The sequence below is a fragment of the Nonomuraea sp. NPDC050680 genome (assembly GCF_040654555.1).
Classification (GTDB): domain Bacteria; phylum Actinomycetota; class Actinomycetes; order Streptosporangiales; family Streptosporangiaceae; genus Nonomuraea.
Map to the genome: position 1 here is coordinate 40,955 of NZ_JBFAIF010000035.1, position 26,589 is coordinate 67,543.

Sequence of the window (26,589 nt, forward strand, 5' to 3'; positions counted from 1 at the left end):
AGCAGGTGCCTGATGGTGATCTTGTCGCCGTCGTAGCCGTTGACGTCCAGCACACCGGGCAGGTGGGCGTTGACCGTGTCGTCGAGGCTGAGGCTGGCCTCGGCCTCCAGGGCCAGAAGCGTCGCGGACGTGAAGGCCTTGCCGCTGCTGCCGGCGTGAAAGTACTCGCCCGGCACGCGCGGGGAGCCGGTTTTGATGTCGGCCACGCCAGCGGTGCCGAACCAGGTGCGGTCGCCGTCCTTGACCTCGGCGACGATGCCGGGAATGCCGACCTCGGCCACCGACCAGTCGAGTACCTGCTGCACGTTCTCGTGGGCTGCCATTGCACTGCCTTTCGGACGTTTCTTCCGTACGTCCTCCATGGTGTTCACCGGCGCTTACATGCGTCTTAGAACGCTCTTTTAGCCGGTATGGCGCCACTTTCAAACGGCACGTGCGCGTCTTTGTGCTCATAGCCTTTGTGCATGCGGATGGAGTTGCTGGGACCGGTCCGGGCCTGTGCCGACGATGGCACGCCGATCGAGGTCGGCGGCGTCATGGTCCGAGCGCTGCTGGCCCGGCTGGCTCTGGCCGAGGGCGAGATGGTGCCGGTCGACGCACTCGTTGACGGCCTGTGGGGGGATCATCCGCGCGGGGGCACCGTCAACGCACTGCATGGGCTGGTGCATCGGCTGCGCAAAGCTCTGGGCGAGGCCGAGGTCGTGGAGAGGGCGGCCGGCGGGTACCGCCTGCACGTACGAGCCGAGGACGTCGACGCCTGTCGGTTCGAGGAGAAGGCGAAGCGGGGCGGTCGCGAACTGGCCGCGGGTGACGTGCGGCGAGCGGCCTCGCTGCTGGACGAGGCGCTGGCGCTGTGGAGGGGAGACGCGCTGGCCGACGTGCGTGACACCCCCTTCGCCGCCACGGCCGGCGCGCGGCTGGACGAGCTACGGGTCGCGGCCATGGAAGACCGTTTCGAGGCGGAGCTGCGACTGGGCCACCACGACGAGATCCTGGCCGATATGGCGGCGATGGCCGCCGGTCACCCGCTGCGCGAACGGCTGGCCGGATTGCGCATGCGAGCGTTGCACGCGGCAGGCCGCCAGTCCGACGCGCTGGCCGTGTTCGACCAGGTCCGCGGCACCCTCGCCGAGGAACTGGGCGTCGACCCCTCCGAGGACCTCCGCGAGACGTACCTCGCCGTACTGCGGGGTGAGCGGGAGTACCCCCAGGCGCGACAGGCTCGGTCGCACGCAGTGCCAGGACGTCTGCCCGCCCAGCTGACCAGCTTCGTCGGCAGGCAGGAGGAGCTGAGGTTGCTGGCCGGGTTGCTGGAGTCCTCCCGGCTGGTCACCGTCGTGGGCCCCGGAGGAGTGGGCAAGACCCGGCTGGCCGTGGAGGCCGTGAGCCGGCATCGGGTCCATCAGCGAGGCCGGGCCTGGCTGGTCTCCCTGGCCGCGGTGAACACGGCCGACGGGCTGGTGGAGGCGGTGCTGAGCACGATCAGCCTCGCCGGAGCCCAGCCGGCCGGCACGCTACTGGAGCGGGTGGTCAACCTGCTCGCCGGTGGTGAAGGCGTGCTGGTTCTGGACAACTGCGAACAGATCTCCGGAGCCGTCGCGGAGTTCGCCGGGCAGTTGCTGGAGCGCCAGCCGGACCTGACCATCCTGGCCACGAGCCGGGAACCGCTGGACGTCATGGGTGAGGCGCTGTGCCGCCTCGGACCCCTCGGCCTCCCCCCGGCGCACGCGGATCGCGATCATGCCTCCGCATCGGCCGCGGTGCGGCTGTTCCTCGACCGGGCGGGAGCCGTACGACCCGGCTTCCCACTGGACGCGTCGACCGCGCGGCCGGTCGTGGACATCGTGCGCCGGCTGGACGGGCTGCCGCTCGCCCTGGAACTGGCCGCGGCACGCCTGCGGACCATGAGCGCCGAGCAGATCGCCCGGCGGCTGGATGACCGCTTCCGGCTGCTCAGCACCGGTAACCGGACCGCCCAGCCCCGCCAGCAGACGCTGCATGCGGTCATTGAGTGGAGCTGGGATCTCCTCACCTCACAAGAGCGCACACTGGCCGCCCGGATATCGATATTTCCGGCGCGGACGGGTATCGCTGTGATCGAAGCGGTCTGCGCGGATGAGACGCTTCCCGCGGACGAGGTCGTCTACCTCCTGGACTCCCTGGTCGACAGATCCATCGTGGAGCGGGCCGGCGACGGCTACCGGATGCTGGAAACCATCCGGGCACACGCGGCGGAGAAGCTCCGACTCGCAGGAGAGACCGACGCCGTCCTGCGTGGGCTCACCCGGTACTTCGCGGACCTGGCCGACGAACACGAGCCGCTGCTGCGCTCGGACAAGCAGGCGGAGTCGCTGCGGCTGTTCCAGGCCGAGTACGACAACCTGATGTACGCCCTGCAAACGGCCATCGACGGAGACGACGCCGAGACCGCGGCCCGGATGCTTGGACCGCTGTACTGGTACTGGGTCATGCTCCGCTACGACGCCCGGGCCGAGACCTACATCGCCAAGGTCACCGAGTTCGGCGACGCGCTGCCCGCGGACGCCCGCGCCGCGTTCACCGCGATCCACCTGGTGGGCGTCGAGGGCGGGCCGATCACTGACCACGAGCGGCTCCGCGCGCTCATCGGCGACTGCGCGCGCACGGGCGCCCTGCGCCGCTATCCGATGCTGCTGACGATAGTGCTGGTGATGGCTGCGATACTCGGGCTGGACGAGCTGCTCGATCAAGAGATCGCCCGGGTGCGCAGCAGCTCGGACCGCTGGGCGATCGCCTGCACCTTCATGATCGAAGCCATGCGCCATCGCGAACAGGGCGACCGGGAGAGCTCCGCGACCGCGATGACCACGGCACTGCGCCTGTTCGAGGAGACGGGCGATCGGTGGTGGACGGCGAAGGCGCTGTACGGCCTGGCCCAGATCCACGCCATCGCCGGAGACCACGACCAGGCGATCACCGCCTACGAGCATAGCCTCGCGATCGCCACCGACCTCGGCTCGCAGGACGAGGTCTCCACCCGGCTCGGGCTCGCCACGGAACGCATGCGCGCCGGCGACCTGGCCGGCGCGGGGCGCGACATCGACACCGCCGAACGAGCGGCCTGGCGGCGTGGCCAGCCGGCGCTGGAGATCGAGGTGCTCGGCGTCCAGGCAGAACTGCACCGCCGCTCCGGAGAGGTCGAACGCGCCGATCAAGCGCTCGACCGGATGGAGGCGCTCCTGCGCAAGCTGCCCCAGTCGGCGGAGGCCATCGACCCTCGGCTGTTCCTCGCTCGGGTAGCCAACCTCCTCACCGCTGGCGACGCCGTACGCGCCCGCGAACTGATGCCCCGCGCTGTCGAGGCGGCGCAGGCGATCATGGATGCCCCCTTGGCTGCTCAACTCCTGGCCAGGCTACTGTTGCTGGAGGGCGATCCGGCCGGCGCGGCCACCGCGCTCGGCCTGAGTCAGGCCATCCGCGGCGCCTTCGACCACGGCGACACCGAACTGCGCTGCCTCTCGGAGATGCTCGCGGAGTCGCTCGGCCGTACCGACTACGACAGCGCCTATGAACGGGGCGCCGACCTGACCCCACACGAGGCCACCGACCGTCTGACAAAGCTACGTGTATAAGTCCAGGGTGGCAGGAGCATTTGAGCCGATTGTCGTATGAGGCAGGCCAAGTACGAGGAAAAGAGCAACGTGCGCACAGGTCGGCGAAGTTCGGCAGCACCCAGTGGGTCTCCGTCTGCTTGTCCATCGCCTGTCTCCGTGCGATCACATTATGAAACAGACAATCCCCTGGATGCCCCAGCCGCCGGCGGCTGTTTCACAGGCGAGGGCTTATGAAACACCGGCCCGCCCCGTGGCGCGGGCCGCCAGCACGCTCGCCATCACCCGCTCGACGACGTCACGCGTGGGGCCGTGTGATCGCCCTGGTCGGCGACATGGCTATCCCTTTCCCTCGTACTTGGTCAGCCCCCTATAAGGCATAAAATGCGACAGTGCTGATCGGGGAGCTGGCGCGAGCGAGCGGCGTCACCGTCCGGGCCCTGCGCTATTACGAGCAGCAGGGCCTGCTTGAGCCGGAACGGGCCGGCAACGGGTACCGGCACTACGACGGCAGCGCGGTGGCCAAGGTCCGCAACATCCAGCTCCTGTTGTCGAACGGCTTCACCGCCCAGGACGTACGCGGCTTCCTGCCCTGCCTGGACGATGGCGAGGTCTCGCTGGGACCGGCCTGCCCACCCAGTGTGGAAGCGGTGAGCAGGAAGGTCGCGGCCCTGGAGGAGCGGATCGCCGAGCTGAGCGCCGTACGAGATCGGCTCGTTGCGGCTCTGACCGGCAACGCGACGCCGCGGCAACCCGAACCTGGCACCATCGCTCGCCACCCCGCCTACACCCGTCCCGCTCACGATTAGCGGAGTGGCCCTTCCTGCACCGGCTGAGGTGACGGGCGGTCGGCCCGATCACCGGCGCCTTGGCCGCAATAGCGGCACTGGCCTCGGCGGCGTAGGTGGTAGGCGAGGGCCGCGGCGGCCAGCGCACCGCCCCAGACCGGCCAGAACGTCTCCGGCAGCCAGGCGCCCCACTCCGACATGGAGAATCGGCCCGCGATCGCCCCGCGGATGTACGTCATGCCGGCCACCGTGATGGTGATCGCGACCAGCGTCGCCGGGATGATGGCGAGCAGCGGCGGCACGCGCCTGCCCCGCAGGCCGAGGATCCAGCGCGGGAACACCTCACCCCAGCGCTGTGCCAGCCCAAGAGTGAGCACACCGCCGCCCGCGCCGAAGGTGGCCAGATAGGCACCGGCCAGCCAGATGCCGGGGGCATCGCGCGCGCCCTCGACGAGAAACTCCTTGCTCACCCCCAGCGGGACACCGAGCGCCCAGCACCACCGGGTCGCGCAGTAGATCAGCGGCACCGTGGCGGCGATGTAGACGGCCCGGCGCCCCCACCGAGCCGCCGCCTCGGGTGCGGTCCAGCCGTCCTGGCCGGTACGCCCGCACGTACGGCAGGCGTCACGGCGACGCCGCTGACAGGCGAGCGCGGCGGCGGCCAGCAGCAGTCCGCCCAGCACGCACACGAGCTGGTTGACCACCGGCCACGGCCAGGCATCGGCCAAGGTGGTACCGCCCAGGCTCAGGTCGAAGAGCGGCGCGACGGCCAGCAACGGGCTGTAGGCCACGCCCATCATGAGGCGGGAGTCGGGGATCACGACGATCAGTACTGCCGCCGATGGCCAGGCCAGAAGGAGGGGCGTGAGGGAGGCCAGGCCCTGCCCGCGTCGGCGGGTATGGGCCAGCGTCAGTGCGAGGATCGCGCCGAGCACGCCGAACGCGGCGATCCACCAGCCGCCGGGACGTGGGGTGGCACCGGCGAGGATGGACAGCGCCCCGTCCGGATCGGGGTCGGAAGCGCCCCAAGGGAAGCCTGGCGCGCCGAGCGCCCAGGCCACGCCGAGCAGACCGTAGCCCAGAGACCACAGGGCCGCCGCGTAGGCCGACCACGCGGGCCAGCCCGAGATCAGGGATCGTGGGGTTGTCGTTGCCATGCGACCAGCCTGCTGGCCGGGGTCGACGCGGCCCATGTGCCATTCGGCTGATATTTGCGCTGTTCGGAGGCCACGGGTATGCTATTTGGCAGAGGTGCGGTCCAGTAATGACCGTTCAGCGGCGTTCTCGGCGCATTTCGTGGCGTTGCCGCAGGTACAGGCCGAGCAGCAGCCCCACCCCGACCGCCACCACGGCCACCGTCAAGCCGTAGATCCCCCAGTACTGCCCGGCGAACATCGACACCCGCACATCCACCTCACGGGCGTTCACCCCGAAGAAGGTGAGCACCAAGGTCACCGGTATCGCCACCGTAGACACGAACCCGACCGCCACCGTCCACCGCAGCCGCCGGTCCTCGTCCGCCCGCCGTTCCAGGCTCTCGATCGAGGTCAGCTCGGCCCTGATCGCCCGGGCGAGCCGTTCGAGCATGCGCGCCACGTTCTCCGCCTTGCCCACCAGCCCCATCGTCCCGTACAGGGCGTCGTGGTAGCCCGCCACCCGCAACGACGGCACCATCATCCCGAGGTCCGCCGTCGCCTCGACGCTGTAGCTGAGGTCCAGCTCCAGGTCGCCGAGCTGGTCGGTCAGTGACTCCAGGCTCCGGCGCCGCTCCCGCGTGTCCTGCCGGCCCCGGTCGCGGCCACGGAACGCCTCCACCGCCTGGTAGGCCACCGAGCGGATCTCGCGCAGCCGCGCCGCGCTCGCCACGCCCTGCACGGCCGAGAGGAAGATGCCGTCCTCCACGTACTTCGGCTGGCCGCAGAGCACGCTGACGTACGGGCCCACGGCGGCGGTCGTCTCCGGGCGCCTGTTCAGCTCGCTCGGGTACGTGATCGTGCCGAACTCTTCGCGCTCCGGGAGATCGCCACGGTAGATCACCCGCTGGACCAGGTCGTCGGACGTTTCGGGCGGGAGATGGGAGCTGAAGGCGAGCTGGTGGCGTTCGGGGAAGAACCCGCCGGTGCCGCCCGCCAGCTCCGCGGCCACCTCCTCCAGCGAGCGGCCGTCGATCTTGAGGTCGGCGTAGAAGCAGTCCTCCAGCAGATCGACCGTGTCGGCCAGCTCGTCCTCAACGTCCAGGGTCAGCACGGCCACGATCTGCGTGGACGGCACCGCGAACAGCCACAACCGGGCACTGGCGAGCGGCCGGTCCCAGCTCTCGAACTCGACCTTGTGGTGGTCGAGAGCCAGCTTGTGCAGGACCTGAGGAGTCGCCGAGCCGGTGAAGTAGGTTTCCGGCCGCCCGAGCCGTGGCCGCTCGCCCGCCGGCGCCGCCTCCGCGCCGTCTGTCACGTGCCAGGGCGTGGCGAAGATATTGGTGAGTCGTACGCCCTGCTCTGGACGAATGCCGAACAACGTCACGATCTCGAGGGTATCGCGGGGCGCAGCTCCCGGAGATTCGAGGCCGCCCCCGGGCAGCGGTTCACGACAGCCGCGCGAAAGGGGCGCGACAGAGGCCGCTTGCTATCCTCGACAAGCCATAACCCCCCGTCTCCCCAGGAGCGCGACCATGGACGTGTTGCGGATCGTCTCCCTGATGGCCGCCACGATGACGATGGGGCTGGTGGCCGGCGTCTTCGGCCTTTACGCGCACACCGTCATGCCCGGCCTCGCCAAAACCGACGACCGCACCTTCATCGGCGCGTTCCAGTCCATGGACCGGGCCATCATCAACCCGTGGTTCATGGGCGGCGGCTTCGTGGGCGCCCTGATCTTCACCATCCTCGCCACCGCCACCCACATCGGGCGGCCCGAGCTGCCGTGGGTCGTGGTCGCGCTCGTCCTCTACATCGTCACGTTCGTCATCACGATCGCGATCAACGTGCCGCTCAACGACGCGCTCAAGGCGGCCGGCGACCCCGACTCCATCGCCGACCTCGCCGCGGTCCGCGCGCGGTTCGACGAGGCCCGGTGGGCGAGCTGGAACATCGTCCGCGTCCTCGCCTCCACGACCGCCTTCGGCCTGCTGGCCTGGGCGCTCGTCGTGCACGGCAAGTCGAGCTGATCGAAGCGGAATCCACCCTGAGCGGTGGTACGCGAGAGTAATCTTCCGGCAACAGCCAGTTGCCAGGAGGCCCCCACCGTGTACTCCTCCCCCGCCCGGCGGCCGTTGACCGACGAGTCGATCGATCGGCTTCTTGAGGACGTGGCCGAGATCGCCGAGCATGCCGTGGCCGACCACGCCACCGCGGAAAAGCACTACCGCGACTCCTATACCCTCGCCGAACGAGTGCGAGAGCATGACTGCACGTCCGGCCGGCTGGTCGGCGGGCTCAGACTCGAGCCGCTGGTGTCGCTCATCGTCCAGCGGGTGCTCCTCGCCGAGAGCATGGTCGACGAGCACGAGGAGGCCGCCCAGAAGTTCATCGCCTGGTGGGTCGACCTCGCGGTCTGCGCGGTGATGGCGCTGCTCACCGGCGTTCCGCTGACCCGGGTACGCGCGGCGGCCGGCGATCCGAGCTCGTGCATGTGCCAGGCCGAACTCGCCTGCCTGCCCCCCATCCCCGAAGCCGACCGCCAACTGGCCGAGCTCGCCGGCAGCATGGATCAGTGCTGGACGCCGGAGGGCATCCCGGTCGGCGGCAAGGCGTTCGCGGCGGAGCTCGGACTGGTCCTCCAGCGCGACCCCGAGGGAAATCCGCTGCTCGTCGAGGACGGGACTCCGGAGGGGCGGCGGCAGCGCCTGTGGGGTGAGATGTGGCGCAAGCACCGGATGCCGCTCCTGCCGGAGACCGACGACCTCGTCCAGTCCCTGACCGCGGCCGGTGTCGCGCCGCCCATGGTGGACAACGTCCGCTTCGCCGCCGAGGCCGTGGAGATCGCCGTAGCGGCCAAGGAACGTGCGTGGGAGCTGTCCGATGAATGGGACGGTGCGCGCCCGTCTGAGGAGAGCGACCTCGTCGACTCCCTGTGGAAGCAGGCGGATGAGCTGCCCCATCTGCTCACCGCCTACGCCCGTGTCCTGACCGCGCTCCTGCCCACGCTCCGCGCGCTCAGAGACGTGCCCGACGACCACCAAGACTGACTGCACGACTGACTGATGGACGGGCCAGTGCTACGACTGAAAGACGGCGGCCAGCTCCGGGATCCGGGCCCGGTAACCGTCGAGCAGGTCGCGCGCCGTGCCGACCGAGTCGACCAGAGGGTGCAGGGCGAACGCCTCGACGGCCAGGCGGGACGAGCCCGACAGCGCGGCCTCGATGGTCGTCTGCTCGACCGCCTTCACCTGCTGCACCAGCCCGAGGAAGCGGCCGGGCAGCGGGCGGGTGGCCAGCGGCCGGACCCCGGAGCCGTCCACCGCGCAGGGGATCTCGACAACCGCCTCCGCGGGCAGGCCGGACACCGCCCCGCCATTGCGGACATTAAGGATCATGGTGGACGGCTCGCCACGGGCGATGGCGCCCACCAGGGCGAGGGCGATGCCTTCGTAGCCGCCCGCCTCCAGGTCGACGGCGTCGCGCTCGCCGGCGTCGGTGATCTCCCGCGTATCGGCCATGTACGACTCGTCGCGCTCCTTGCGCGCCCTGCCCCACTCGGCCAGAGCCTGCTCGGGCTGTGCGCGTACGGCCGCGTAGAACCGATCCTGCTGCCCGAGCAGGGACTCGCCACGGGTCTGCCCGGACATGGCGGCGACGGACTCGCGGGTGAAGTAGTAGTAGTACAGATACTCGTTGGGCAGCGCTCCCAGGGTCCGCACCCACTCGCCGCCGAAGATCCGGGCCTCCTCGACCTGCCGCAGCGCCGCGTCGTCGGCGAGCAGGCCGGGCAGCACATCACGGCCCTGGTAGGTGAGCCCGCGCAGCCAGCCGAGGTGGTTCAGCCCCACATAGTCGGGCGACACGCGGGCCGGGTCGAGCCCGAGGGCGGCGGCGGCCCGGCGGACCAGCCCGATCGGCGAGTCGCAGATGCCGATCACCCGGTCGCCGAGCACGCTCCGCATGGCCTCGGTGATCATGCCGGCCGGGTTGGTGAAGTTGATCACCCACGCCTGGGGCGCGAGGGCGGCCACCCGCTCGGCCACCCGTACGGCGACCGGAATCGTGCGCAGGCCGTAGGCGATGCCGCCGGGCCCGGTCGTCTCCTGGCCGAGCAGGCCCAGCTCCAGGGCCACCCGCTCATCCGCGGTGCGGCCCGCCAGCCCGCCGACGCGCATCGCCGAGAAGACGAAGGTGGCATCGCGCAGCGCGGTGTCCAGGTCCGTGGTGGTCAGCACCTCGGGCGGGTCGTCGTGCCCGGCGGCGAGCTGCTGGAGCACGTGCCGGATGGCCGCCAGGCGGTCGGCCGACACGTCGTACAGCATCACCTGCTCCACGCGCGGCTTCGCGGTGTCGCGCAGCAACGCGCCGTAGACCAGCGGGACCCGGAAGCCGCCACCGCCGAGGACGGTCAGTCTCATCGCCACCCCTTCATCGCCACCGCTGCCATCGGCGCCGCTGTCATCGCCGAAGCTGTCACACGACCTGCACCTCGGCGCCCGCGGCCGCGCAGTTGCGCAGCGTCGTCTCGTCGGCGCCCGCGTTCGTGACCAGCACGTCGACGTCCTCCGGGCCGCACACCCGCAGGGCGCCCGTGCCGGGGAACTTGTGCCGGTCCACGAGTAACACCACCTGGCCCGCCGCCGCGATCATGGCGCGCTTCAGCGGCACCTCGGCGAGCGTGGTGTCGACGAGCTGCCCGTCCGGCCGGACGCCGCTCACGCCCAGGAAGACGCGGTCGGCGCACACCTGGCGCAGCGCCTCCTCGGTCAGCACGCCGACCAGCGAGTGGTATGTCCGGCGGACCATGCCGCCGAGCAGCAGCAGCTCGACCGCCGGGTCGGCGCGGAGCACGTCGAGAACGGCGAGGCTGGAGGTGACCACGGTGACGCGGCGGCCACGCAGCCGGCGGGCCAGCCGCATGGTCGTCGTCCCGATGTCGAGCAGGACCACGTCGCCGTCGCGGACGAGCTGCGCGGCGCGGCCGGCCACCGCCTCTTTGTCCTGCTCATCGACCACCGCCACCTCGGCGAAGGGCCGGTCGGCGTCGGCGTCGACCTCGGCCAGAGCGCCGCCGCGCACGCGCCGCAGTGTGCCGTCGCGGTCGAGCACCTCAAGGTCGCGGCGGATGGTCGATGGGCTCACGCCGAGCTGGCTGGCCAGATCGCTCACGCTGGTGGCGCCTGAGAGGCGGACCCGGCGCATGATCTCGGCATGCCTGAGGCGCTGAAGCACGGGAGAAGCGTATCAGTCATATCTGCGCATGAGCGAGCATCTTTGACCAAAACCTCGCGTGAAACACTTGAAGTACGCGAGCAAACATGCAAGATTGCGCACATCTCGCTCTGTCGAGGAGGACTTGTTCTGTGTCTGCCCAGGCGTACGACCCTCTAGCCGATCAGCGAACCCCGGAGGGGCCGCAGTTCGACGTCTTCTTAGCGGGCACGGTCTTCCTCGACATCGTGTTCACCGGGCTGCCCGCGATGCCCGCGGCCGGTACGGAGATCTGGGCCGACGGCATGGGCTCGTGCCCGGGCGGCATCGCCAACCTGGCCATCGCGACCAGCCGGTTGGGCCTGCGCACCTCGCTGGCCGCCGCGTTCGGGGACGACGACTACGCCGACTTCTGCTGGCGTACGCTCGCGGAGCAGGAGTCGGTCGACCTGTCCAGGTCCCGGCGCTTCGAGAACTGGCACTCGCCGGTGACGGTCTCCATGGCCGTCGACCGCGACCGCAGCATGGTGACCCACGGCCACGCCGCTCCCATGGCCGCCTCGGACATGATCGGCGCCCCGCCCCGCTCCAGGGCGGCGATCGTGACGTTGTCCGCCGAGGAGCCGCTCGGCATGCCCGGCCAGTGCAACTGGGCCGAGAAGGCGCAGCTCGACGGCGCCCTCATCTTCGCCGACGTGGGCTGGGATCCGTCCGGCACCTGGTCGGCCGCCCTGCTGGAGCAGCTCGCGGTCTGTCACGCGTTCATGCCCAACGCCGTCGAGGCCATGGCCTACACCGGCACCGACAGCCCGCGTGACGCGCTGTACGCGATCGCCGACCGGGTCCCCCTCGCCGTGGTCACCGACGGGGCGAACGGCGCCATGGCCATCGACTCCCTGACGGGTGAGGAGGCGTTCGTCCCGGCTCCGCGGGTGACCGCGCTGGACCCGACCGGCGCGGGGGACGTCTTCGGCGCGGGCCTCGTGCTCGGCACCCTGTGCGGCTGGCCGCTGGCCGATCGGCTGGCGTTCGCCGGGGTCTGCTCGGCGCTGGCCGTACAGCAGTTCGGCGGCTCACTGGCCGCGCCCGGCTGGGGGGACATCGCCGACTGGTGGCACGAGGTGCGAGCGGCGGCCGGCCACAGCGGCGCCTATGGCGACTCGCTGGCCCGCCGCTACGGCTTCCTCGACAAGCTGGTGCCCACCGACCCGGTCGGCGCGGTACGCCGGGCCGCCGCCACCATCGCCCGGCAGGCCGACGTGGGGATGGCGCTCGGGATGCCGGGTAAGCCATCGGCCAGGACCGCCGCCGAGGCGTCCGGCGGGCCTGAGGGCACCACGGCCGACGGTCCACCCGACGAGCCTGAGGACCCGAACACGCACCGCGTGCCTGCGCAAAAGGAGTAACACCATGATCCCCCCGACGCCTCGCAGGCGTGCCGTACTCGCCGCCACCGCCGTGGCCCTCGCCGCGACCGCGTGCGCGCCCGGCTCCTCGGCTCCACCGCCGGCCGCCTCGTCGGCAGCGCCCAGCGCGGTCCGCACCGACGCCGCGGCCCTCGGCAACGTGACGCTCACCATCTGGGACCAGGAGGTACGCGGGGGGCAGGCCGCTCAGATGAAGCAGCTCAACGCCGCGTTCGAGGCGAAATACCCCAACATCAAGCTCAAGCGGGTCTCCCGCTCCTTCGACGACCTCAACACCACCCTGCGCCTGGCGCTGAGCGGCAACGAACCGCCGGACGTGGTGGAGGCCAACAACGGCCGGTCCTCGATGGGCGCGTTCGTGAAGGCCGGCCAGCTCCGCCCGCTGAACGCCTACGCCGAGGCGTACGGCTGGAAGAAGCGCTATCCGGACTCGGTCCTGCGCTATTCGAGCTACAGCGCCGACGGCAAGGTGTTCGGCGAGGGCAACCTGTACGGCCTGCCGCAGGTCGGCGAGGTCGTCGGCATCTACTACAACGCCGCCAAGCTGACCAGCCTGGGCTTGCAGCCGCCGAAGACCTGGGAGGAGTTCCAGGCCGCGCTGGCCAAGGCCAAGGGCGCCGGCGAGGTGCCCATGCAGCTGGGCAACCTCGACAAGTGGCCGGCCATTCACGTGTTCGGCACCGTGCAGGGCCGTAATGTCCCGGCCGCCCAGATCGGCACGCTGGCCTTCGGCCGCAAGGGCGCCTCGTGGAACACCCCCGAGAACACCAAGGCCGCCCAGCAGCTCGTCGACTGGGTCGACAAGGGCTACTTCAACAAGGGCTTCAACGGCCAGGGCTACGACCCGGCCTGGCAGGCGTTCAGCAAGGGCCAGGGCGTCTTCCTGATCGGCGGCACCTGGCTGATGGCCGACATGGAGAAGGTCCTGGGCAAGAACCTCGGCTTCATCCTGCCGCCCGGCGCCACGCCCGACGCGCCGCCCGTCGCGACCGGCGGCACGGGCCTGCCGTTCGCCATCACCGCCAAGAGCCCCAACCCCGACGCGGCGGCCGCGTACATCGACTTCATCACCAACGCCGACGCCATGAAGGTGCTCACCACCACCGGCAACCTGCCGGTCGCCGACACCGACCAGCAGAGCGTGCCGGCGGGCGCGCAGCAGGACGTCTTCAAGGCGTTCGGCACCGCGACCAAGAACGACGGCCTGGTGCCCTACCTCGACTACGCGACGCCGACCTTCGCCGACACGCTGGGCGCGGCGCTGCAGGACCTGCTGGCCAAGAAGGCGACCCCGCAGGAGTTCCTGGCCACGCTGGAGAAGGACTACAAGGCCTTCGCGGAGAGCAACGGGTGAGCGTGGCCCGACCTCCGGGCGAGCCCAGACGCGTCGCCTACCTCTACATCCTTCCGGCGTTCGTCATCTACGCGGCGTTCCTGCTCTATCCGATCGGCCGGGCGGTGCAGCTGTCGCTGTACGACTGGGACGGGCTGTCCGTCGGCACGTGGGCGGGTCTGTCCAACTACGCGGCGATCGTCGCGGACGAGGGGCTGCGCGACGCCTTCGTCCACGCCCTGGTCCTCGTCGCGTTCTACGCTCTCGCGCCGCTGGCCATCGGGTTGATGCTGGCCGCGATACTCAACCACGCCAAGGTGCGCGGGCTCGGGTTCTTCCGGACGGTGGTGTTCCTGCCGCAGGTGGTCGCCATGGTCGTGGTGGCCGTCGCCTGGCGGCGCGTGTACGCCCCGGACGGCACCCTCAACGGCCTGCTCGGCGCGCTCGGGCTCGACTCCCTCACCAGGGGGTGGCTGGGCGACTACACCTTCGCGCTGCCGGCGGTCGGCGTGGTCGGCACGTGGTTCGAGACCGGCCTGGTGACCGTGCTGCTGCTGGCCGGGATGAGCCGCATTCCGCCGGAGCTGTACGAGGCGGCGCGACTCGACGGGGCCGGGGCGCTCAAGGAGTTCTTCGCGGTGACGCTGCCCTCGGTGCGCGGGGAGATCGCGGTCGCGCTGACGCTGACCGTGATCGCCGCGCTGCGGACCTTCGACCTGGTCTACATCACCACGCGCGGCGGTCCCGGCAACTCCACGTCGGTGCCGTCGTACGAGGTCTACCACCGGGCCTTCGGGCTCAGCCAGATCGGCTCGGCGGCGGCGATCGGGGTCACCCTGACGGTCGTCATCTTCGCGATCTCGTTCATGATCAATCGCTTCGCGGACAGGGGGGCCTCGTGATCTCGCGCGGGGAGCGGCTGGCCAACTACGTCATCCTGTCGGCGTTCGCCGCGTTCGCGCTCTTCCCCATTCTGTCGATCCTTTTCGCCGCTCTCGGCCCCGATGACAGCGCCGACGCCACCGGGCAGGGGCTCAGCGTGGCGGGGCTGCACCTGGGCAACTTCTCGGCGGCGTGGGAGATCGGGCGGTTCGGCACCTATCTGCGTACCAGCCTGATGGTGTCGGCGTTCGTCGTGGTCGTCAGCGTCGTGCTGTCCATCATGAGCGGGTACGCCTTCGGCACCATGCGCTTCCGCGGCCAGTCGGTGCTGTTCTACCTGTTCATGCTCGGGATCATGATGCCGAGCGAGGCCATCGCGGTCCCGCTCTACTTCGATCTGCGCTCGCTCGGCCTCATCGACACCTTCTGGTCGGTCGCGCTGCCGCAGGTCGCCTTGTCCGTGGCGTTCGGCACGTTCTGGATGCGGGCGTACTTCCGCGCCAGCAGCCGGGCGATCGTCGAGGCCGCCCGCATCGACGGCGCCTCGACCTGGCGCATCCTGTGGCAGGTGCTGGTGCCCCCGGCCCGCCCCGCCGTCGTCACCCTGACCGTCCTGGTCTTCATGTGGACGTGGAACGAGTTCCTCATCCCGTTGATCATGGTGACCAGCGAGTCGCTGCGCACCGCGCCGCTGGGGCTGGCCTTCTTCCAGGGCCAGTACACCTCCGGCTTCACCCTCCTCGCCGCCGGGTCGGTCATCGTCGCGACGCCGGTCGTGATCTTCTACCTGTTCCTCCAGCGTCACTTCGTCCGCGGGCTGCTCCAGGGGGCGGTCCGCGAATAACCCCCCGGAGGTTCCCTTGAAGAGGTCGCTTCACGTGCTGGTGGCGGTGGCCGCCGCGCTGGTCTTCGTGCCGGCGGTGCCCGCGCTGGCCGAGCATGCTCCCGCTCCACCCATCGACCTCGACGCGCTGTTCGTCGGCGCCCATCCCGACGACGAGGCGTTCAGCCTGTCCACGCTCGGCCAGTGGAACGAGGACCACCGGATCCGCGCCGGCGTCGTCACCGTCACCCGGGGCGAGGGCGGCGGCAACGCCGTCGGACCGGAGGAAGGCCCGGCCCTGGGCCTGCTGCGGGAGGCCGAGGAGCGGACCGCGGTCGGCCGCGCCGGTGTTCGAGAGGTGTTCAACCTCGACGACGTCGACTTCTACTACACGGTCAGTGCACCGCTGACCGACCAGATCTGGGGGGACGACACCCTGGAGAAGGTCGTACGGGTCGTCCGCCAGACCCGGCCCGAGGTCCTGCTGACCATGGACCCGGCCCCCTCCCCCGGCAACCACGGGAACCACCAGCAGGCCGCGCGGCTGGCCGTCGAGGCGTTCTACGCGGCGGCCGACCCAAAGGCCTTCCCCGAGCAGCTCACCCGTGAGGGGCTGCGGCCCTTCGCGCCCGCCCGGCTGTTCCTCGGCGGCGGGCGCGGCACCTCCCAGGTCGGCCCGGCCTGCGCCGCGACGTTCCGTCCCACGAACCCGGCGCAGAACGTGTACGGCGTGTGGAGCGGACGCCCCTCCCAGAGCCAGGGCGGCAAGACCTGGGCCACCATCGAGCGCGAGGCCCAGCGCTCGTACGCCTCCCAGGGCTGGGCCGTCTTCCCCGACGTGCCGTCCGACCCGGCCCAGCTGGGCTGCGACTTCTTCACCCAGGTGGACTCGCGGGTGCCCTTCCCCGAGCCGGGCAGCGCGGCGGCGGCCGCGCCCACCGCGATCCTCGACGGGGCGCTGACCCGCGCGGCCGGCACCGTGCCGCTCGGCACCCTGCTCGACCTGCGGCCCAGTACGTTCGACGTCCGCCCGCGAACGGCCTTCACCGTCAAGGTCACCGCGACCGCCCCGTCCGGCGAACCGCTGGGCCGATCGGCGGCGGCGCTGAAGGCCCCCGAGGGCTGGCAGGTCAGCGGCTCCGGCGACCTCGGCCGGATCGCCCAGGGACGTACGGGATCCGCGACGTTCACGGTGACACCACCTCAGGGCGCGAGCGCCGGCGATCGGGCTCGCCTCGCGGCCACGCTGACCACCGAACGCGGACGCGGCTACACCGACCGGCAGGTCGAGGTCAGCCCGGCCGTACGAGGTGGGCAGCAGTCGCTCCCCCAGGTCGCCCAGTACGAGAAGTGGACCGCCGAACTCGGCGTGCCGCAGCTGCGCGGCCTGGTCACACCCGTGCTCACCCTCCCGTCCGGCGGCTCTCGCCAGGTGGGTGTCGTGGTCACCAACGTGAGCGGCACCACCCAGTCCGGCACCGTGCGCCTTGACCTGCCCGCGGGCTTCACCGCCGACCACGCCGAGGCGCCCTACAGCGGGCTGGCGGCCGGGGCCTCGACGACGGTGCCGTTCACCGTCACCAACTCCGACCCTTCGCTGAAGACCTCGAACCAGGGCGGCGACTACGCCTACACCATCACCACCACCAGCGCGGACGGATCGTCGGTGAGCAAGCCCGCGCTCGAACTGGTCCCGGCGACGTCCATCCCGCAGGCCGCGGCGGCGCCGGCCGTGGACGGCGTGGAGGGCGACGGTGAGTACGCCGGTCCCGCCCTCGACATCTCCCGCCTGTGGGAGGGCACCGCGTGCTCGTCGGCGGCGGACTGCTCCGGCACGGCCAAGGTGACCTGGCGGGACGACACGCTGTTCCTGATGGTCCACGTGAAGGACGACGTCGTCGGCACCCGCCTGCCCGCCTCCGACTGCAAGCGGCACTGGCGTACCGACTCGGTGGAGGTGACCCTCGACCCGCGCGGCACGTCGGAGAACACCTCCACGACGTTCAAGGCGGCCGTGCTGCCGGTGACGGCCGAAGGCCCGCCCTGCGCGCTGCGCGACGCCGACAACCATCAGGGCCCCGCCACCGGCATGCGAGTGGCCTCGAAGGTCGCCGCCGGGGCGTACGACGTGGAGATGGCCATCCCGATGGAGACCCTGCCGGGCGCGATCGATCCCGCGCATCTCGGGCTCGACATCCTGGTGTACGACTCCGACACCCAGGACAAGACCGGTCAGACCCGGATCGGCTGGTCGACCTGGGGTGGCGTCCAGGGTGACCCGTACCGGTGGGGCGTCGCGACGCTGCCGGGCTACCAGCCGCCGGCCGATCGGCCGACCACCCCGCCCGACCCGGTGATCCCCGACACCGGCCTGTCCAGCCTGGACTCGCCGCAGTCGCTGGAGCAGGCGGTCCGCGTCCACCTCCCGCTCGCCGGCGGTCCCGCGGCGAAGGAGTCGGAGAGCGGCCGGGTGATCTCCGCCACGAGCGGCCGGAACGCCGTGAAGGTGACGCTGCGCGCCAACGCCGCCGGCAAGGCGCACCTGTTCGTCCGCGACGACCAGGGCACGGCCGGCAGCCGCGTCGTCACCGTCTCCGGTAAGGGCACCACGACCGTGACCGTCCCCCTGACCCGCGCCACGGTCGCCCACCCGACGGTGGTGGCGGGATGGCAGGCCACCGGCGGCGGCACACTGGCCTCCCAGGTCCGCGTGCGCTGACGCCTTCAGATGTCGTCGGCCTTCCAGTGGGTCAGGCCGTAGGTTTCCGCGATGGGACGCCACGCCTCGACGAATCGGGCCTTCGCCGTCTGGGCGTCGCCGGATTTGTCGAGGCCGCGGCGGTAGTCGGGATCCCGGACGATGGGTCCGGTGCAGCCCTTCGCCAGGTGGCGCCGGGCCCAGGTGAGGAAGGCGGCGTCGGCGGAGTAGGAGGCGTCGAGCGCCGCGACGAGGGACGCCTTGAGCGCGGGTCCTTCCGGCAGGGCGGTCAGGTCGAGTGCCTGGGCCATGGTCAGCTGGTCGCGCCGGTTGACGGTGATCTTCTGGATGGCGTTCATGCCGGCCCGCTCGCATTTGCTCGCGCGGGCGATGGCCCCCGACAGGCTGGCGCGGGTCGAGTGGCTGTTGGTCAGCAGATCGTCCAGACCGGCGGCCTGCCGGGCGGCCTGGCCGGTGCCGGTCGCCGGTGATCCGGTGTCGGCTGGCGGCGATCCGGTGTCGGTTGGCGGTGATGAGGTCACGCCGGTGGCGTCGGCGAGCACGGGCGCCTCGTCCTGCCGCGCCTGGGTGTCTCCTTCACCGGAGGGCAAGGGGAGGCCGGAGGCGATCCACCAGACCAGCGCGAGGGCGAGCGCCGGCAGGATCAAGCCGAGGAAGACCAGCGACGTCCAGGGGCGCGGCCGATCCCAGGGGTCCCAGTCCCCATCGCCCGCCTGCGCCGGTGGCTCCGCGAGGGCCGCTCCACACCTCGGGCACCGGTCGAGGTTCCCGGCGTCGGCCCCGCATCGCCCACAAAGGCGGCCGGAGCCCGATTCATCCACCAATGCACCTCTCCCTAATCAATCACGAAAAACTAGGACAAATGCTTTATTTCTGATTCGCTTGGTCGACGGCCGCCCGCATTACCGAAAGAAGACTATTTGATAACGAGCCACTCTTGAGATATTCGCCCACTATAGGCTCACCGCCACGCACGAATGAGCGGGAGGCGGCCACGATGCTCGACAGCTCCGGAACGGATTCCCTGCACACGCGGACGTCGAATGGGAAAACGTCTCGCATGGGCAATGTGACGCGCTACCTCTGCGCCGCCGCCTACCTGGATAGCGGCTTCCGCGACAAAGTTCTGGCTGAGCTGCTGTTCGACCAGTATCGGGCGATCCCTCCCTCTTATGGGGGGTTCGACCTGATGCCGGTGATCTATCACTGCCGGCGATCCCGGACGATGCTCGTGGTCCGCGACGCCCTGATCACCGGATTTTTCGCCATCGGCTGTTTTGTCGCCCCTTTGAGCACATTCGCATGGGTGACGACCCTCATCCCATTCGCCCTTCTCACCGTGGACGGGATCCGGCGCGGGCCGCTGTTCCTGCGGGCGATGATCTGGCTCTGGGCCGGCTACTCGGCCTTCTCGCTGGTCTTTCTGGCGATCTTCACCGCACTCTTCTCCGCGCTCTTCGCCGCGGCGACGGGCTTGCCCACCTCACGCCGCTCGTCATTTCCCGATATATACGGAATTGAGCCTGCTGCTCCGGATATCGTGAGCGACAGCACCGGCTCCCTGCTGCAAGCGCTCATGGTTCCGGCCATCACGCTCGGCGTCGCGCTCGTGTACCGGATCGCGATCTACCTGACTCTCGTCGGCGGCCTCAAGCCGGGCGCACCGGAACCCATCCTCAGAACCACGCACCCCAAACTGGCCCGCCGCCTCGACTACATCCGCGGCGCCCAGTGGGGAAACATCACCATGTACGCGAACGAGGACGCCTTCCTCGGCGCCGGGACGATCCAGCGGAGCTGGTCCATCGCCGTCGAACTCGACCGCGTACGCGAGAACCACCGGCCGTCGCGGCGGGCGGACCCCGTCGACATCGACCCGGTGGAGTTGCACGGCTTCGTCCGCGGCCGCCTCATCGAGATGCGGGACCGCGTACTCCGGCCCAACGAGGGCATCCAGCGGCTCGACATCGGAGATCACGTGGTGACGCGCGGGATCTTCACCGTCGCCGATGGGCAGCGCGACCGCGCGACCGGGCCGCATCCGATGATCGACAGGAACGGCCTGCCCCGCTACCAGGCCACCCCCGAGGAGATCGCGGCGATCGCCCGCCATCCGCAGGGCGGCGTCCGCTATTACCAGCGGGTCACGATCAACAACGCCGGCCAGGAGATCCGCGACCTCAACGGCAACCTGGTCGCGCCGGCCGAGGACCAGGAGGCGCTGACATCCGCGTTCATCTACCTCGCCGTCGAAGGCCGAATGCTCTACACGCAGTTCGTGGTTACCGTGCTCCCGCCGGCCCACGACCTCTATCACGTGGTCGACAGCCTCCCGGCCATGACCAGCGGGCGGATCACCTGGGAGGCGGTCAAGGTCCTGAAGCTCCAGCTGCTGCGCGACGTGCTGGCCGCTCCGGTCCGGGTCGTCCGGACGATCGTGCAGAGCGTACGGCAGAGCTCGATGACGCCGAACCCCCGCGACCACATCGTCTATCCGTACGGTGCCCGCTTCAGCGTCCGCGAGCTGGGCGCCAGCGAGCGCCTCCAGACCCACATCCAGGTGCTCGACGTCGGGAAGTACATCAAGATGATCGAGCAGCGGCTCACCGAGGCGGTCCTCGACTTCCTGGAGGAGCGGAAGGTGGAGACCGGCGCCTACCGGCTGCAGGCGGCCAGTGTGACCTCGTACTCGTTGTCGATGGGCCCGGGCGGCACGATCAACGGCCCGATCGCCTTCGGCGAGCACGCGTCGGCGAACTACGGCCAGGCCCGTGACTAGCAGGGAGGTTCCCATGGGAACGGAATACGGCGTGCACATCACCGGTGGCCAGGTCAACGGCCCCATCGCGATGGGCGCGCACGCCCGCGCCACCGTCAACAACCTCGGCTCGCCGGCGTCCGGTACGGCCGAGCAGCTCCTGGACCAGCTGGAGCAGCTGCTCGGCGAGCACGAGTCGAACGTGGATGAGCCGGGCAAGGCGCGCCGGGACGCGGCCGACGTCCGGCAGGAGCTGGCCGAGACCGAGCCGGATAGGTCGCGCATCCTCGACGCCCTGAAGCGGCTCTCGCTCAGGGCGGCCGAGGTGTCGGTCATCGTCGAGGTCATCGGCAAGATCCGCGACCTGTGCTCCTAGTGCGGTTGACCACGACACCGTAGCCACCCCGAAATGTCTTTTCCGCATGTTTCTCCCCCCTCGCCTACGTGAAATTCCTGACTCCTTGTCGTCATCACGGTAAACAGCGGCGCTGTCAAAAAGCTGACGTCATCCTTTCGGCAACCTGTCGTCCCAGCGAGGGGCGGCCGTATTAAGGATGGCTACGAAGTAGCACTCCGGGCAGGATGTATTCCGGTACGCGCGGAAACCGTCCTTCCTTGCTGCATGGTGGAGAGTGCGAACAGGTGATCGGGTCATTGGGGGATGGCGCGCACACCGTCGGGAGATCGCGGAAAGGTCCACGGATGGAAACGGGTACGGGGATCCGGTTCAGTGTGCTGGGACCACTGGAGATAACTCGGGGCGGCCGGCCGGTGCGGCTCTCGGCGGCCAAGCAGCGCATCGCGCTGGCGACCCTGCTGGTGAACGCCAACCACCGCGTATCGCCCGACAAACTCATCGAGTACGTGTGGGGCGACGACGCGCCCAAGCAGGCGCGCGCGGCCCTGCACACCCAGATGACCAGGCTGCGCCGGGCGCTGGACGACGGCGCCGGCGGACGGCCGCTGATCGAGACCAAGGGGGCGGGGTACGTCCTGTGGGCCGACGCCGACACCCTCGACGTCGAGCGGTTCCGCGAGCTCGCCGGGCAGGCGACGCGGGCGGCCGGGGCGGGCGACCAGCCGGGAGAGTCCGGCCTGCTGCGCGAGGCGCTCGGGTTGTGGCGGGGCCCGGTGCTGGTCGACGTGGCGTCGGAGTCGCTGCACCGCGACGAGGTGCCCCGGCTGGGAGAGGAGCGGATGCGGCTGCTGGAGCGCTGGTTCGACCTCGAGCTGCGGGCCGGCCGCCACGAGGAGATCATCGCGGACCTCAAGGCCGCCACCGCCGAGCACCCGCTGCGCGAGCGGCTGTGGGAACAACTGGTGCTGGCCCTCCATCTCGCCGAGCGCCGGGCCGAAGCGCTCGAGGTCTACCGCCACGTCGCCGCCCTGCTGCGCGAGGAGCTCGGCATCGATCCCGGCAGTGAGCTGCGGCGTCTCCAGCAGGCGGTGCTGAACGGCATTCCCCTGACGACGACGTCCGCCGAGCCCGATACCCCTCCCCCGGCCTCGGTGCCGCGCCAGCTGCCGTCCGGCCTGGCCCGGTTCACCGGCCGCCACGCGGACCTGGCGAAGCTGTACGACTTACTTCCGGAGGAGGGGGAGCACCGGCCCATCGTCATCGCGGCGATCGGTGGCGCGGGCGGGGTCGGCAAGACCGCGCTGGCCGTGCACTGGGCTCACCAGGTGCGGGAGCGCTTCCCCGACGGGCAGCTGCACATCGACCTGCGCGGGTTCGGCCCCGGTGAGCCGATGGCGCCCGCCACCGCCCTGGAGATGATGCTGCGGTCCCTGAACGTGCCCGCCGACCAGATCCCCACGGCGATCGAGGCCCGCTCCGCGCTGCTGCGCAGCACGCTGGCCGGGCGCCGGGTCCTGGTGCTGCTGGACAATGCCCGCGACACCGCCCAGGTCCGGCCCCTGCTCCCCGGGTCGGACTGTCTGGTGCTGGTGACCAGCCGTACCCGCCTGGCCGGGCTGGCCGTCCACGATGACGCGCGGCACGTCTTCCTGCGCAGGCTGCCTGAGGCGGAGTCGCACACGCTCCTGGGCAAGATCCTCGGTGCCGGGCGCGTGTCCGCCGAGGCCGAGGCCGCGGCCGAGCTGGCCCGGCTGTGCGCCCACCTTCCGCTGGCGCTGGCGATCAGCGCCGAGCACGTGACCCGGCGGTCCGGCGCGCGACTGGCGGACCTGGTCGCCCAGTTGCGCGACGAGCGGTCCCGCCTCGACCTGCTCGACGTGGACGACGATCCGCAGATGAGCCTGCGGGCGGTGTTCTCGTGGTCGTACCAGGCGCTCGACCCGCGGGCCGCGCGGGCGTTCCGGCTGCTCGGCCTGCACAGCGGGACGGAGTTCGGGGTCGGCGCCGCCGCGGCGCTGATCGGGGTCCCGCCCGCCGAGGCACGGCGGCTGGCCGAGATCCTGACCGACCGGTGCCTGCTGGAGACGGGCGGCGGCGAGCGGTATCGCATGCACGACCTGATGCGCGTCTACGCCGGCGAACGGGTCGAGGCCGAGGAGTCCGGCGCCGACCGGCTGGCCGCGGTCAAGCGCCTGCTGTCGTGGTATCTCCACACCGTCGACCAGGCCGACCAGGTGCTCAATCCCCAGCATCAGGGCCTCCCGCTCCCGCCGCTCGAACCGTCGTGCGAGCCGTACACCTTCTCCGGCTACGACGCCGCGCTGTGCTGGCTTCAGACCGAGCACGCCAACCTCATGGCCGCCGTACGGCGGGCCTTCACGCTCGGCCAGTACGGCGTGGCATGGCAGCTGCCGTGCGCGCTGTGGAGCTTCTTCAACCTGCGCAAGCACTGGGACTCCTGGATCTCCAGCAACGAGATCGGCCTGGAGGCCGCGCTGCTGCTGGGCGACGCGCAGGCCGAAGCCACGATCCGCACCAGCCTCGCGCTGGCTCACTGGGACCACCGGCAGTTCAAGGACGCGCTCCCGCACGCCGAGATCGCGCTGGCGCTCCAGCGTGACCTCGGTGACCGCTGGGGCCAGGGCAACGCGCTGAACACGCTCGGCCTGGTGCACCGGGACCTGGACGCGCCGGAGGCGGCCGTCGTGTGCCACCGGCAGGCGCTGGCCATCTTCACCGACCTCGGCTACCACTGGGGGCAGGCCATCGCCTCGGCCGGGCTCGGCCGGGCGCTGCTCGCTCTCGGCCAGCCGCGTACGGCGCTCCAGCACCATCTGTCCGCACTCGCCGCCTTCCGCGCGATCGACAATCTCTGGGGCGAGGGCATCGCGCTGACCGACATGTGCGTCACGTACGCCGCCCTGGGCGACCACGAGGAGACGATCCGCTGGTGCTTCCGTTCGCTCGACCGCAGCCGTGAGATCGGCGACTGCAACACCGAGGCCCGCGCCCTGCACATCCTCGGCCAGGCCCTGGCGGCGACCGGCTGCCCGGTGCTGGCAGTCGAGACCTGGCGGAGGTCCCTGACCATCTTCGACCACCTGGCCGACAGCCAGGCGGCACAGGTGCGCGCCAGCATCGCCGAGGTGGAGGCGGACACCGGCTTCTCCACGGAATCCATGCTCGAACCGGAGAAAGCCTGGCTATCAGACATCACCTCCTCATCCCGCGTCTTCTCCTCATCCCGCTGAGTCCTGAGAGCTCCACCGGCTCAGTACGGATCGCGGCGGCACCGACACGTGCGACTCAGGCAAAGGAAAGGACCCGGGCGGCGCGCTCACGCCGCCGCCCAGGCGCTCTCGGGTCAGGCGATCGGGTTGACGGAGCCGTCGCCAGGTCAGGCGGCCGGCTTGAAGGAGCTGTCGCCGCGGAACAGCGTCGTGTCCTCTGCCTTGTCCAGGCGGAGGGCGTCGTCGCGGTGGCCAGGAAGTCCTTGTGCCGCAGGTATCGGCCCTCGGAGTCGACGAAGGAGTATCCCTTGGTGTCGGACAGGCCGGGCACGACGCGCAGCGCGAGCGCGGGCGCCCCGATGCGGCCCACGGCGCCCGCGGCCTGGATGTACGCCTTCGGGTGGTTGACCGACTGGAAGGCCCGCGAGACACCCGTCGGCAGCGGCCCGCCCCCGCCCCCGCCCGTGGCCCGGGTGAAGGTCAGCGTGCCGAAGCCGAGGTGGTCGTACGTTCAGGAGGCCGAGATCCGGCTGCGCTGGGGCACCTTCGCGGGATCGGCGGGCCGCGCCCTGGTGAGGTACTGCGGGACGGGGGCGCGGTCGTCGCCGGTGTCGCGGGTCAGGCCGTAGCGGATGATCCCCTTGGCGGCGTCGAGCCCGGTGGAGAGGTCCCTCCAGACCTCACTCCAGGTCCTGGGCGCCACGCTGAGGTCGATGTCCGTGCCGCTCTCGTTGTTGTGGATGGTGACCCGGCCGTCCAGGTAGTAGAACTCGTTCTGCCACATCTGCTGCTGACCGCGGGGCAGCCGGACGAAGCCGACCTCCGGGGCGCCCATCCAGGTGACGCCCGGCGCCTGCTCGTCGTCCATCCGCCGCCCGCCGCCGGAGGCGACGTGGAACAGCTTGCCCTTCAGCCCGGTCCAGGTGGCGGGCTGGAAGTCGCCGATCCGGCTGCGGTAGAGGATGCCCCACCGCACTTCGAGGTAGCCCTTGCCGGTGATGGTGATGTAGTCGCCCCGGTGCGTCATCTGCGGGGCACCGCCGTACCTGGAGTAGCCGTGCTTCCCGCCGATGGCCAGCGTGCCGGCGGCGCGCCGGGGCAGCGGGGCGGGGCGCCGGTTCCTGGGCGGCGCCTGGTCCGCCGTGTCGACGGTGCGCCCGTACGGGCTGACCGGACGGCTCTTCGTCGGCGTAGGCGTCGCTGTCGGCTTCGGCTTCGGCGAGGGGCGGGTCGAGCGCGGGGAGGACGCGGGCGCGGAGGTGGCGATCACCGGTGCGGCCCGACCGGACGGCGGCTCGGGCCGGAGGTTCTGGACGACCACGGCGCCGCCGGCGATCAGCGCGGTGCTGACGGCGGCGATCGCGACGGGCTTGACGGCCAGCGACGAACCCACCGCACCGGCCGCCACCTTGCCCTTGGCGATCAGGCCACCCTTCAGCGCCGGTACGGCGGCCGTCCGCGCCGCCTCCAGCAGCCCCACCGCGACGCCCGCCGGAATGGCCACCAGGCCCAGCCCCGCCAGCAGCCGGTCGGCCGGAATCAGGTCCGACAGCTGATCGGTACAGGTCTGGCATTCCCGTACGTGCCGCGACAGGCGCTTGCGCCACAGGGGCGACGGCGTACCGTTCCAGCCGTCGGCCACGTACGCCAGTCCGGCGCAGCGGGGCTGGGCCGCGAGCGCACGCACCACCGCGCGGGCCGACTCCAGCCGCCGCTTGACCCGCTGCACGCGGACGGCCGCGTGTTTCTCGCTCAGCTCCATTCCGGCGGCCAGCTCCGCCCGGGTGAGCTCGTCCGCGACCTCCAGCCACCACAGCGCGAGCACCTCGCGGTCGTCGTCGTCGAGCCAGCGGCCGGCCTGCGCGGTCTCCTTGCGCTGCCCGGACAGGCCGAGCCGGGTCACGGTGAGCCCCGCGAAGTCGGCACCGGCGTCGGCCATGCCCAGCGCCTCATCGAGGGCGGCGGTAGTGGTGGCGGTGGCTCGCCGCCAATCCCGCACCTGGTTCATGGTGATGGCGACCAGCCAGGATCGGAAGCTCCCGGGGTCGCGCAGCCCGGACACCCCGGTCACGACTCTGGCCATCGTCTCCTGCACGACGTCGTCCACGTCCGGGTGGCCGTTCATGGCACGACCGGCGATGTTGTACACGAGCCGCAGATGGCTCCTGACCAGCTCGTCGACCGCTGCGTGATCGCCCGCCCCGGCGGCCAGCACCGTTTCGACCTCGTACGTCGACCGCGCGTACATCCATCACCCCGATCCAGAGCCTCCGATGCTCCGACCAGGAGACGGGAACACCACCACTGAAATAACACAAAACAGTGATTGTTCCA

At 70.7% G+C, this 26,589-nt stretch carries 18 protein-coding genes and 1 pseudogene; 12 read left to right on the top strand and 7 right to left on the bottom strand.

The annotated features are described in order from the left end of the window. Nucleotides 1-32 precede the first annotated feature (32 nt). A pseudogene (locus AB0H88_RS50070) lies at nt 33-362 on the bottom strand (serine hydrolase domain-containing protein); the annotation flags it as partial. A gap of 102 nt (nt 363-464) precedes the next feature. On the opposite strand from AB0H88_RS50070, the gene AB0H88_RS50075 reads away from it, so the two are divergent. Together AB0H88_RS50075 and AB0H88_RS50080 are read left to right on the top strand one after the other, a co-directional pair. After that, nucleotides 465-3,611 (top strand): BTAD domain-containing putative transcriptional regulator, encoded by a 3,147-nt coding sequence (locus tag AB0H88_RS50075; protein WP_357656957.1) that lies wholly within the window; start codon nt 465-467, stop codon nt 3,609-3,611. Nucleotides 3,612-3,982: 371 nt separating this feature from the next. After that, nucleotides 3,983-4,399, top strand: a complete 417-nt coding sequence (locus AB0H88_RS50080) for a MerR family transcriptional regulator (RefSeq protein WP_357656959.1) — start codon at nt 3,983-3,985, stop codon at nt 4,397-4,399. Here AB0H88_RS50080 and AB0H88_RS50085 read toward each other — a convergent pair. Together AB0H88_RS50085 and AB0H88_RS50090 are read right to left on the bottom strand one after the other, a co-directional pair. After that, nucleotides 4,396-5,535 (bottom strand): hypothetical protein, encoded by a 1,140-nt coding sequence (locus AB0H88_RS50085; protein ID WP_357656962.1) that lies wholly within the window; start codon nt 5,533-5,535, stop codon nt 4,396-4,398. The two genes, AB0H88_RS50080 and AB0H88_RS50085, sit on opposite strands and share 4 nt — an antisense overlap. A gap of 115 nt (nt 5,536-5,650) precedes the next feature. After that, nucleotides 5,651-6,898 (bottom strand): hypothetical protein, encoded by a 1,248-nt coding sequence (locus AB0H88_RS50090; protein ID WP_357656964.1) that lies wholly within the window; start codon nt 6,896-6,898, stop codon nt 5,651-5,653. 148 nt (nt 6,899-7,046) lie between these two features. On the opposite strand from AB0H88_RS50090, the gene AB0H88_RS50095 reads away from it, so the two are divergent. Then, complete coding sequence (locus AB0H88_RS50095; protein ID WP_357656966.1) at nt 7,047-7,541, top strand: anthrone oxygenase family protein; 495 nt, start codon at nt 7,047-7,049, stop codon at nt 7,539-7,541. Between the two features lie 78 nt (nt 7,542-7,619). Continuing rightward, nucleotides 7,620-8,561 (top strand): hypothetical protein, encoded by a 942-nt coding sequence (locus AB0H88_RS50100; protein ID WP_357656967.1) that lies wholly within the window; start codon nt 7,620-7,622, stop codon nt 8,559-8,561. A gap of 30 nt (nt 8,562-8,591) precedes the next feature. On the opposite strand, the gene AB0H88_RS50105 is transcribed toward AB0H88_RS50100, so the two are convergent. Both AB0H88_RS50105 and AB0H88_RS50110 read right to left on the bottom strand, forming a co-directional pair. Then, nucleotides 8,592-9,932: a 6-phospho-beta-glucosidase gene (locus tag AB0H88_RS50105; RefSeq protein ID WP_357656970.1), complete on the bottom strand. Its 1,341-nt coding sequence runs from the start codon at nt 9,930-9,932 to the stop codon at nt 8,592-8,594. Nucleotides 9,933-9,987: 55 nt separating this feature from the next. Beyond that, nucleotides 9,988-10,746, bottom strand: a complete 759-nt coding sequence (locus tag AB0H88_RS50110; RefSeq protein ID WP_357656972.1) for a DeoR/GlpR family DNA-binding transcription regulator — start codon at nt 10,744-10,746, stop codon at nt 9,988-9,990. Between the two features lie 131 nt (nt 10,747-10,877). On the opposite strand from AB0H88_RS50110, the gene AB0H88_RS50115 reads away from it, so the two are divergent. Genes AB0H88_RS50115 through AB0H88_RS50135 form a run of 5 tightly spaced genes read left to right on the top strand, consistent with a single transcriptional unit; the run spans nt 10,878 to nt 17,909 of the window. Further along, the gene (locus AB0H88_RS50115; RefSeq protein ID WP_357656973.1) at nt 10,878-12,131 is read left to right on the top strand and encodes a PfkB family carbohydrate kinase; all 1,254 of its coding nucleotides are present in this window, start codon (nt 10,878-10,880) and stop codon (nt 12,129-12,131) included. Between the two features lie 4 nt (nt 12,132-12,135). After that, on the top strand, nt 12,136-13,506 hold the full coding sequence (locus AB0H88_RS50120; RefSeq protein WP_357656974.1) for an extracellular solute-binding protein: 1,371 nt from the start codon (nt 12,136-12,138) through the stop codon (nt 13,504-13,506). Further along, a complete protein-coding gene (locus AB0H88_RS50125; RefSeq protein ID WP_357656976.1) occupies nt 13,503-14,387 on the top strand; it encodes a sugar ABC transporter permease in 885 nt (294 codons plus the stop codon). Before AB0H88_RS50120 ends, AB0H88_RS50125 begins: the two co-directional genes overlap by 4 nt. Then, on the top strand, nt 14,384-15,211 hold the full coding sequence (locus tag AB0H88_RS50130) for a carbohydrate ABC transporter permease (protein WP_357656978.1): 828 nt from the start codon (nt 14,384-14,386) through the stop codon (nt 15,209-15,211). Before AB0H88_RS50125 ends, AB0H88_RS50130 begins: the two co-directional genes overlap by 4 nt. A 16-nt stretch (nt 15,212-15,227) precedes the next feature. Continuing rightward, entirely contained in the window at nt 15,228-17,909 is a 2,682-nt protein-coding gene (locus AB0H88_RS50135; protein WP_357656980.1) for a sugar-binding protein, read from the top strand. A gap of 5 nt (nt 17,910-17,914) precedes the next feature. On the opposite strand, the gene AB0H88_RS50140 is transcribed toward AB0H88_RS50135, so the two are convergent. Further along, a complete protein-coding gene (locus AB0H88_RS50140) occupies nt 17,915-18,733 on the bottom strand; it encodes a hypothetical protein (RefSeq protein ID WP_357656982.1) in 819 nt (272 codons plus the stop codon). Between the two features lie 236 nt (nt 18,734-18,969). On the opposite strand from AB0H88_RS50140, the gene AB0H88_RS50145 reads away from it, so the two are divergent. The 3 genes from AB0H88_RS50145 (at nt 18,970) to AB0H88_RS50155 (ending at nt 24,276) form a co-directional block, all read left to right on the top strand. Then, on the top strand, nt 18,970-20,688 hold the full coding sequence (locus AB0H88_RS50145; RefSeq protein WP_357656984.1) for a hypothetical protein: 1,719 nt from the start codon (nt 18,970-18,972) through the stop codon (nt 20,686-20,688). A 13-nt stretch (nt 20,689-20,701) separates the two neighbouring features. After that, entirely contained in the window at nt 20,702-21,043 is a 342-nt protein-coding gene (locus AB0H88_RS50150) for a hypothetical protein (protein WP_357656985.1), read from the top strand. A gap of 326 nt (nt 21,044-21,369) precedes the next feature. Then, nucleotides 21,370-24,276 carry a BTAD domain-containing putative transcriptional regulator gene (locus tag AB0H88_RS50155; protein ID WP_357656988.1) on the top strand — a complete coding sequence of 969 codons (2,907 nt, stop codon included), beginning with the start codon at nt 21,370-21,372 and terminating at the stop codon, nt 24,274-24,276. 490 nt (nt 24,277-24,766) lie between these two features. On the opposite strand, the gene AB0H88_RS50160 is transcribed toward AB0H88_RS50155, so the two are convergent. Continuing rightward, a complete protein-coding gene (locus AB0H88_RS50160) occupies nt 24,767-26,503 on the bottom strand; it encodes a sigma-70 family RNA polymerase sigma factor (RefSeq protein ID WP_357656990.1) in 1,737 nt (578 codons plus the stop codon). Nucleotides 26,504-26,589 lie beyond the last annotated feature (86 nt).

Bases quoted from the DNA above. Each gene is read 5' to 3' on its own strand.
- AB0H88_RS50075 (WP_357656957.1), top strand. From the start codon at position 465: ATGCGGATGGAGTTGCTGGGACCGGTCCGGGCCTGTGCCGACGATGGC.
- AB0H88_RS50085 (WP_357656962.1), bottom strand. From the start codon at position 5,535: ATGGCAACGACAACCCCACGATCCCTGATCTCGGGCTGGCCCGCGTGG.
- AB0H88_RS50095 (WP_357656966.1), top strand. From the start codon at position 7,047: ATGGACGTGTTGCGGATCGTCTCCCTGATGGCCGCCACGATGACGATG.
- AB0H88_RS50105 (WP_357656970.1), bottom strand. From the start codon at position 9,932: ATGAGACTGACCGTCCTCGGCGGTGGCGGCTTCCGGGTCCCGCTGGTC.
- AB0H88_RS50120 (WP_357656974.1), top strand. From the start codon at position 12,136: ATGATCCCCCCGACGCCTCGCAGGCGTGCCGTACTCGCCGCCACCGCC.
- AB0H88_RS50145 (WP_357656984.1), top strand. From the start codon at position 18,970: ATGGGCAATGTGACGCGCTACCTCTGCGCCGCCGCCTACCTGGATAGC.
- AB0H88_RS50150 (WP_357656985.1), top strand. From the start codon at position 20,702: ATGGGAACGGAATACGGCGTGCACATCACCGGTGGCCAGGTCAACGGC.
- AB0H88_RS50155 (WP_357656988.1), top strand. From the start codon at position 21,370: ATGGAAACGGGTACGGGGATCCGGTTCAGTGTGCTGGGACCACTGGAG.
- AB0H88_RS50160 (WP_357656990.1), bottom strand. From the start codon at position 26,503: ATGTACGCGCGGTCGACGTACGAGGTCGAAACGGTGCTGGCCGCCGGG.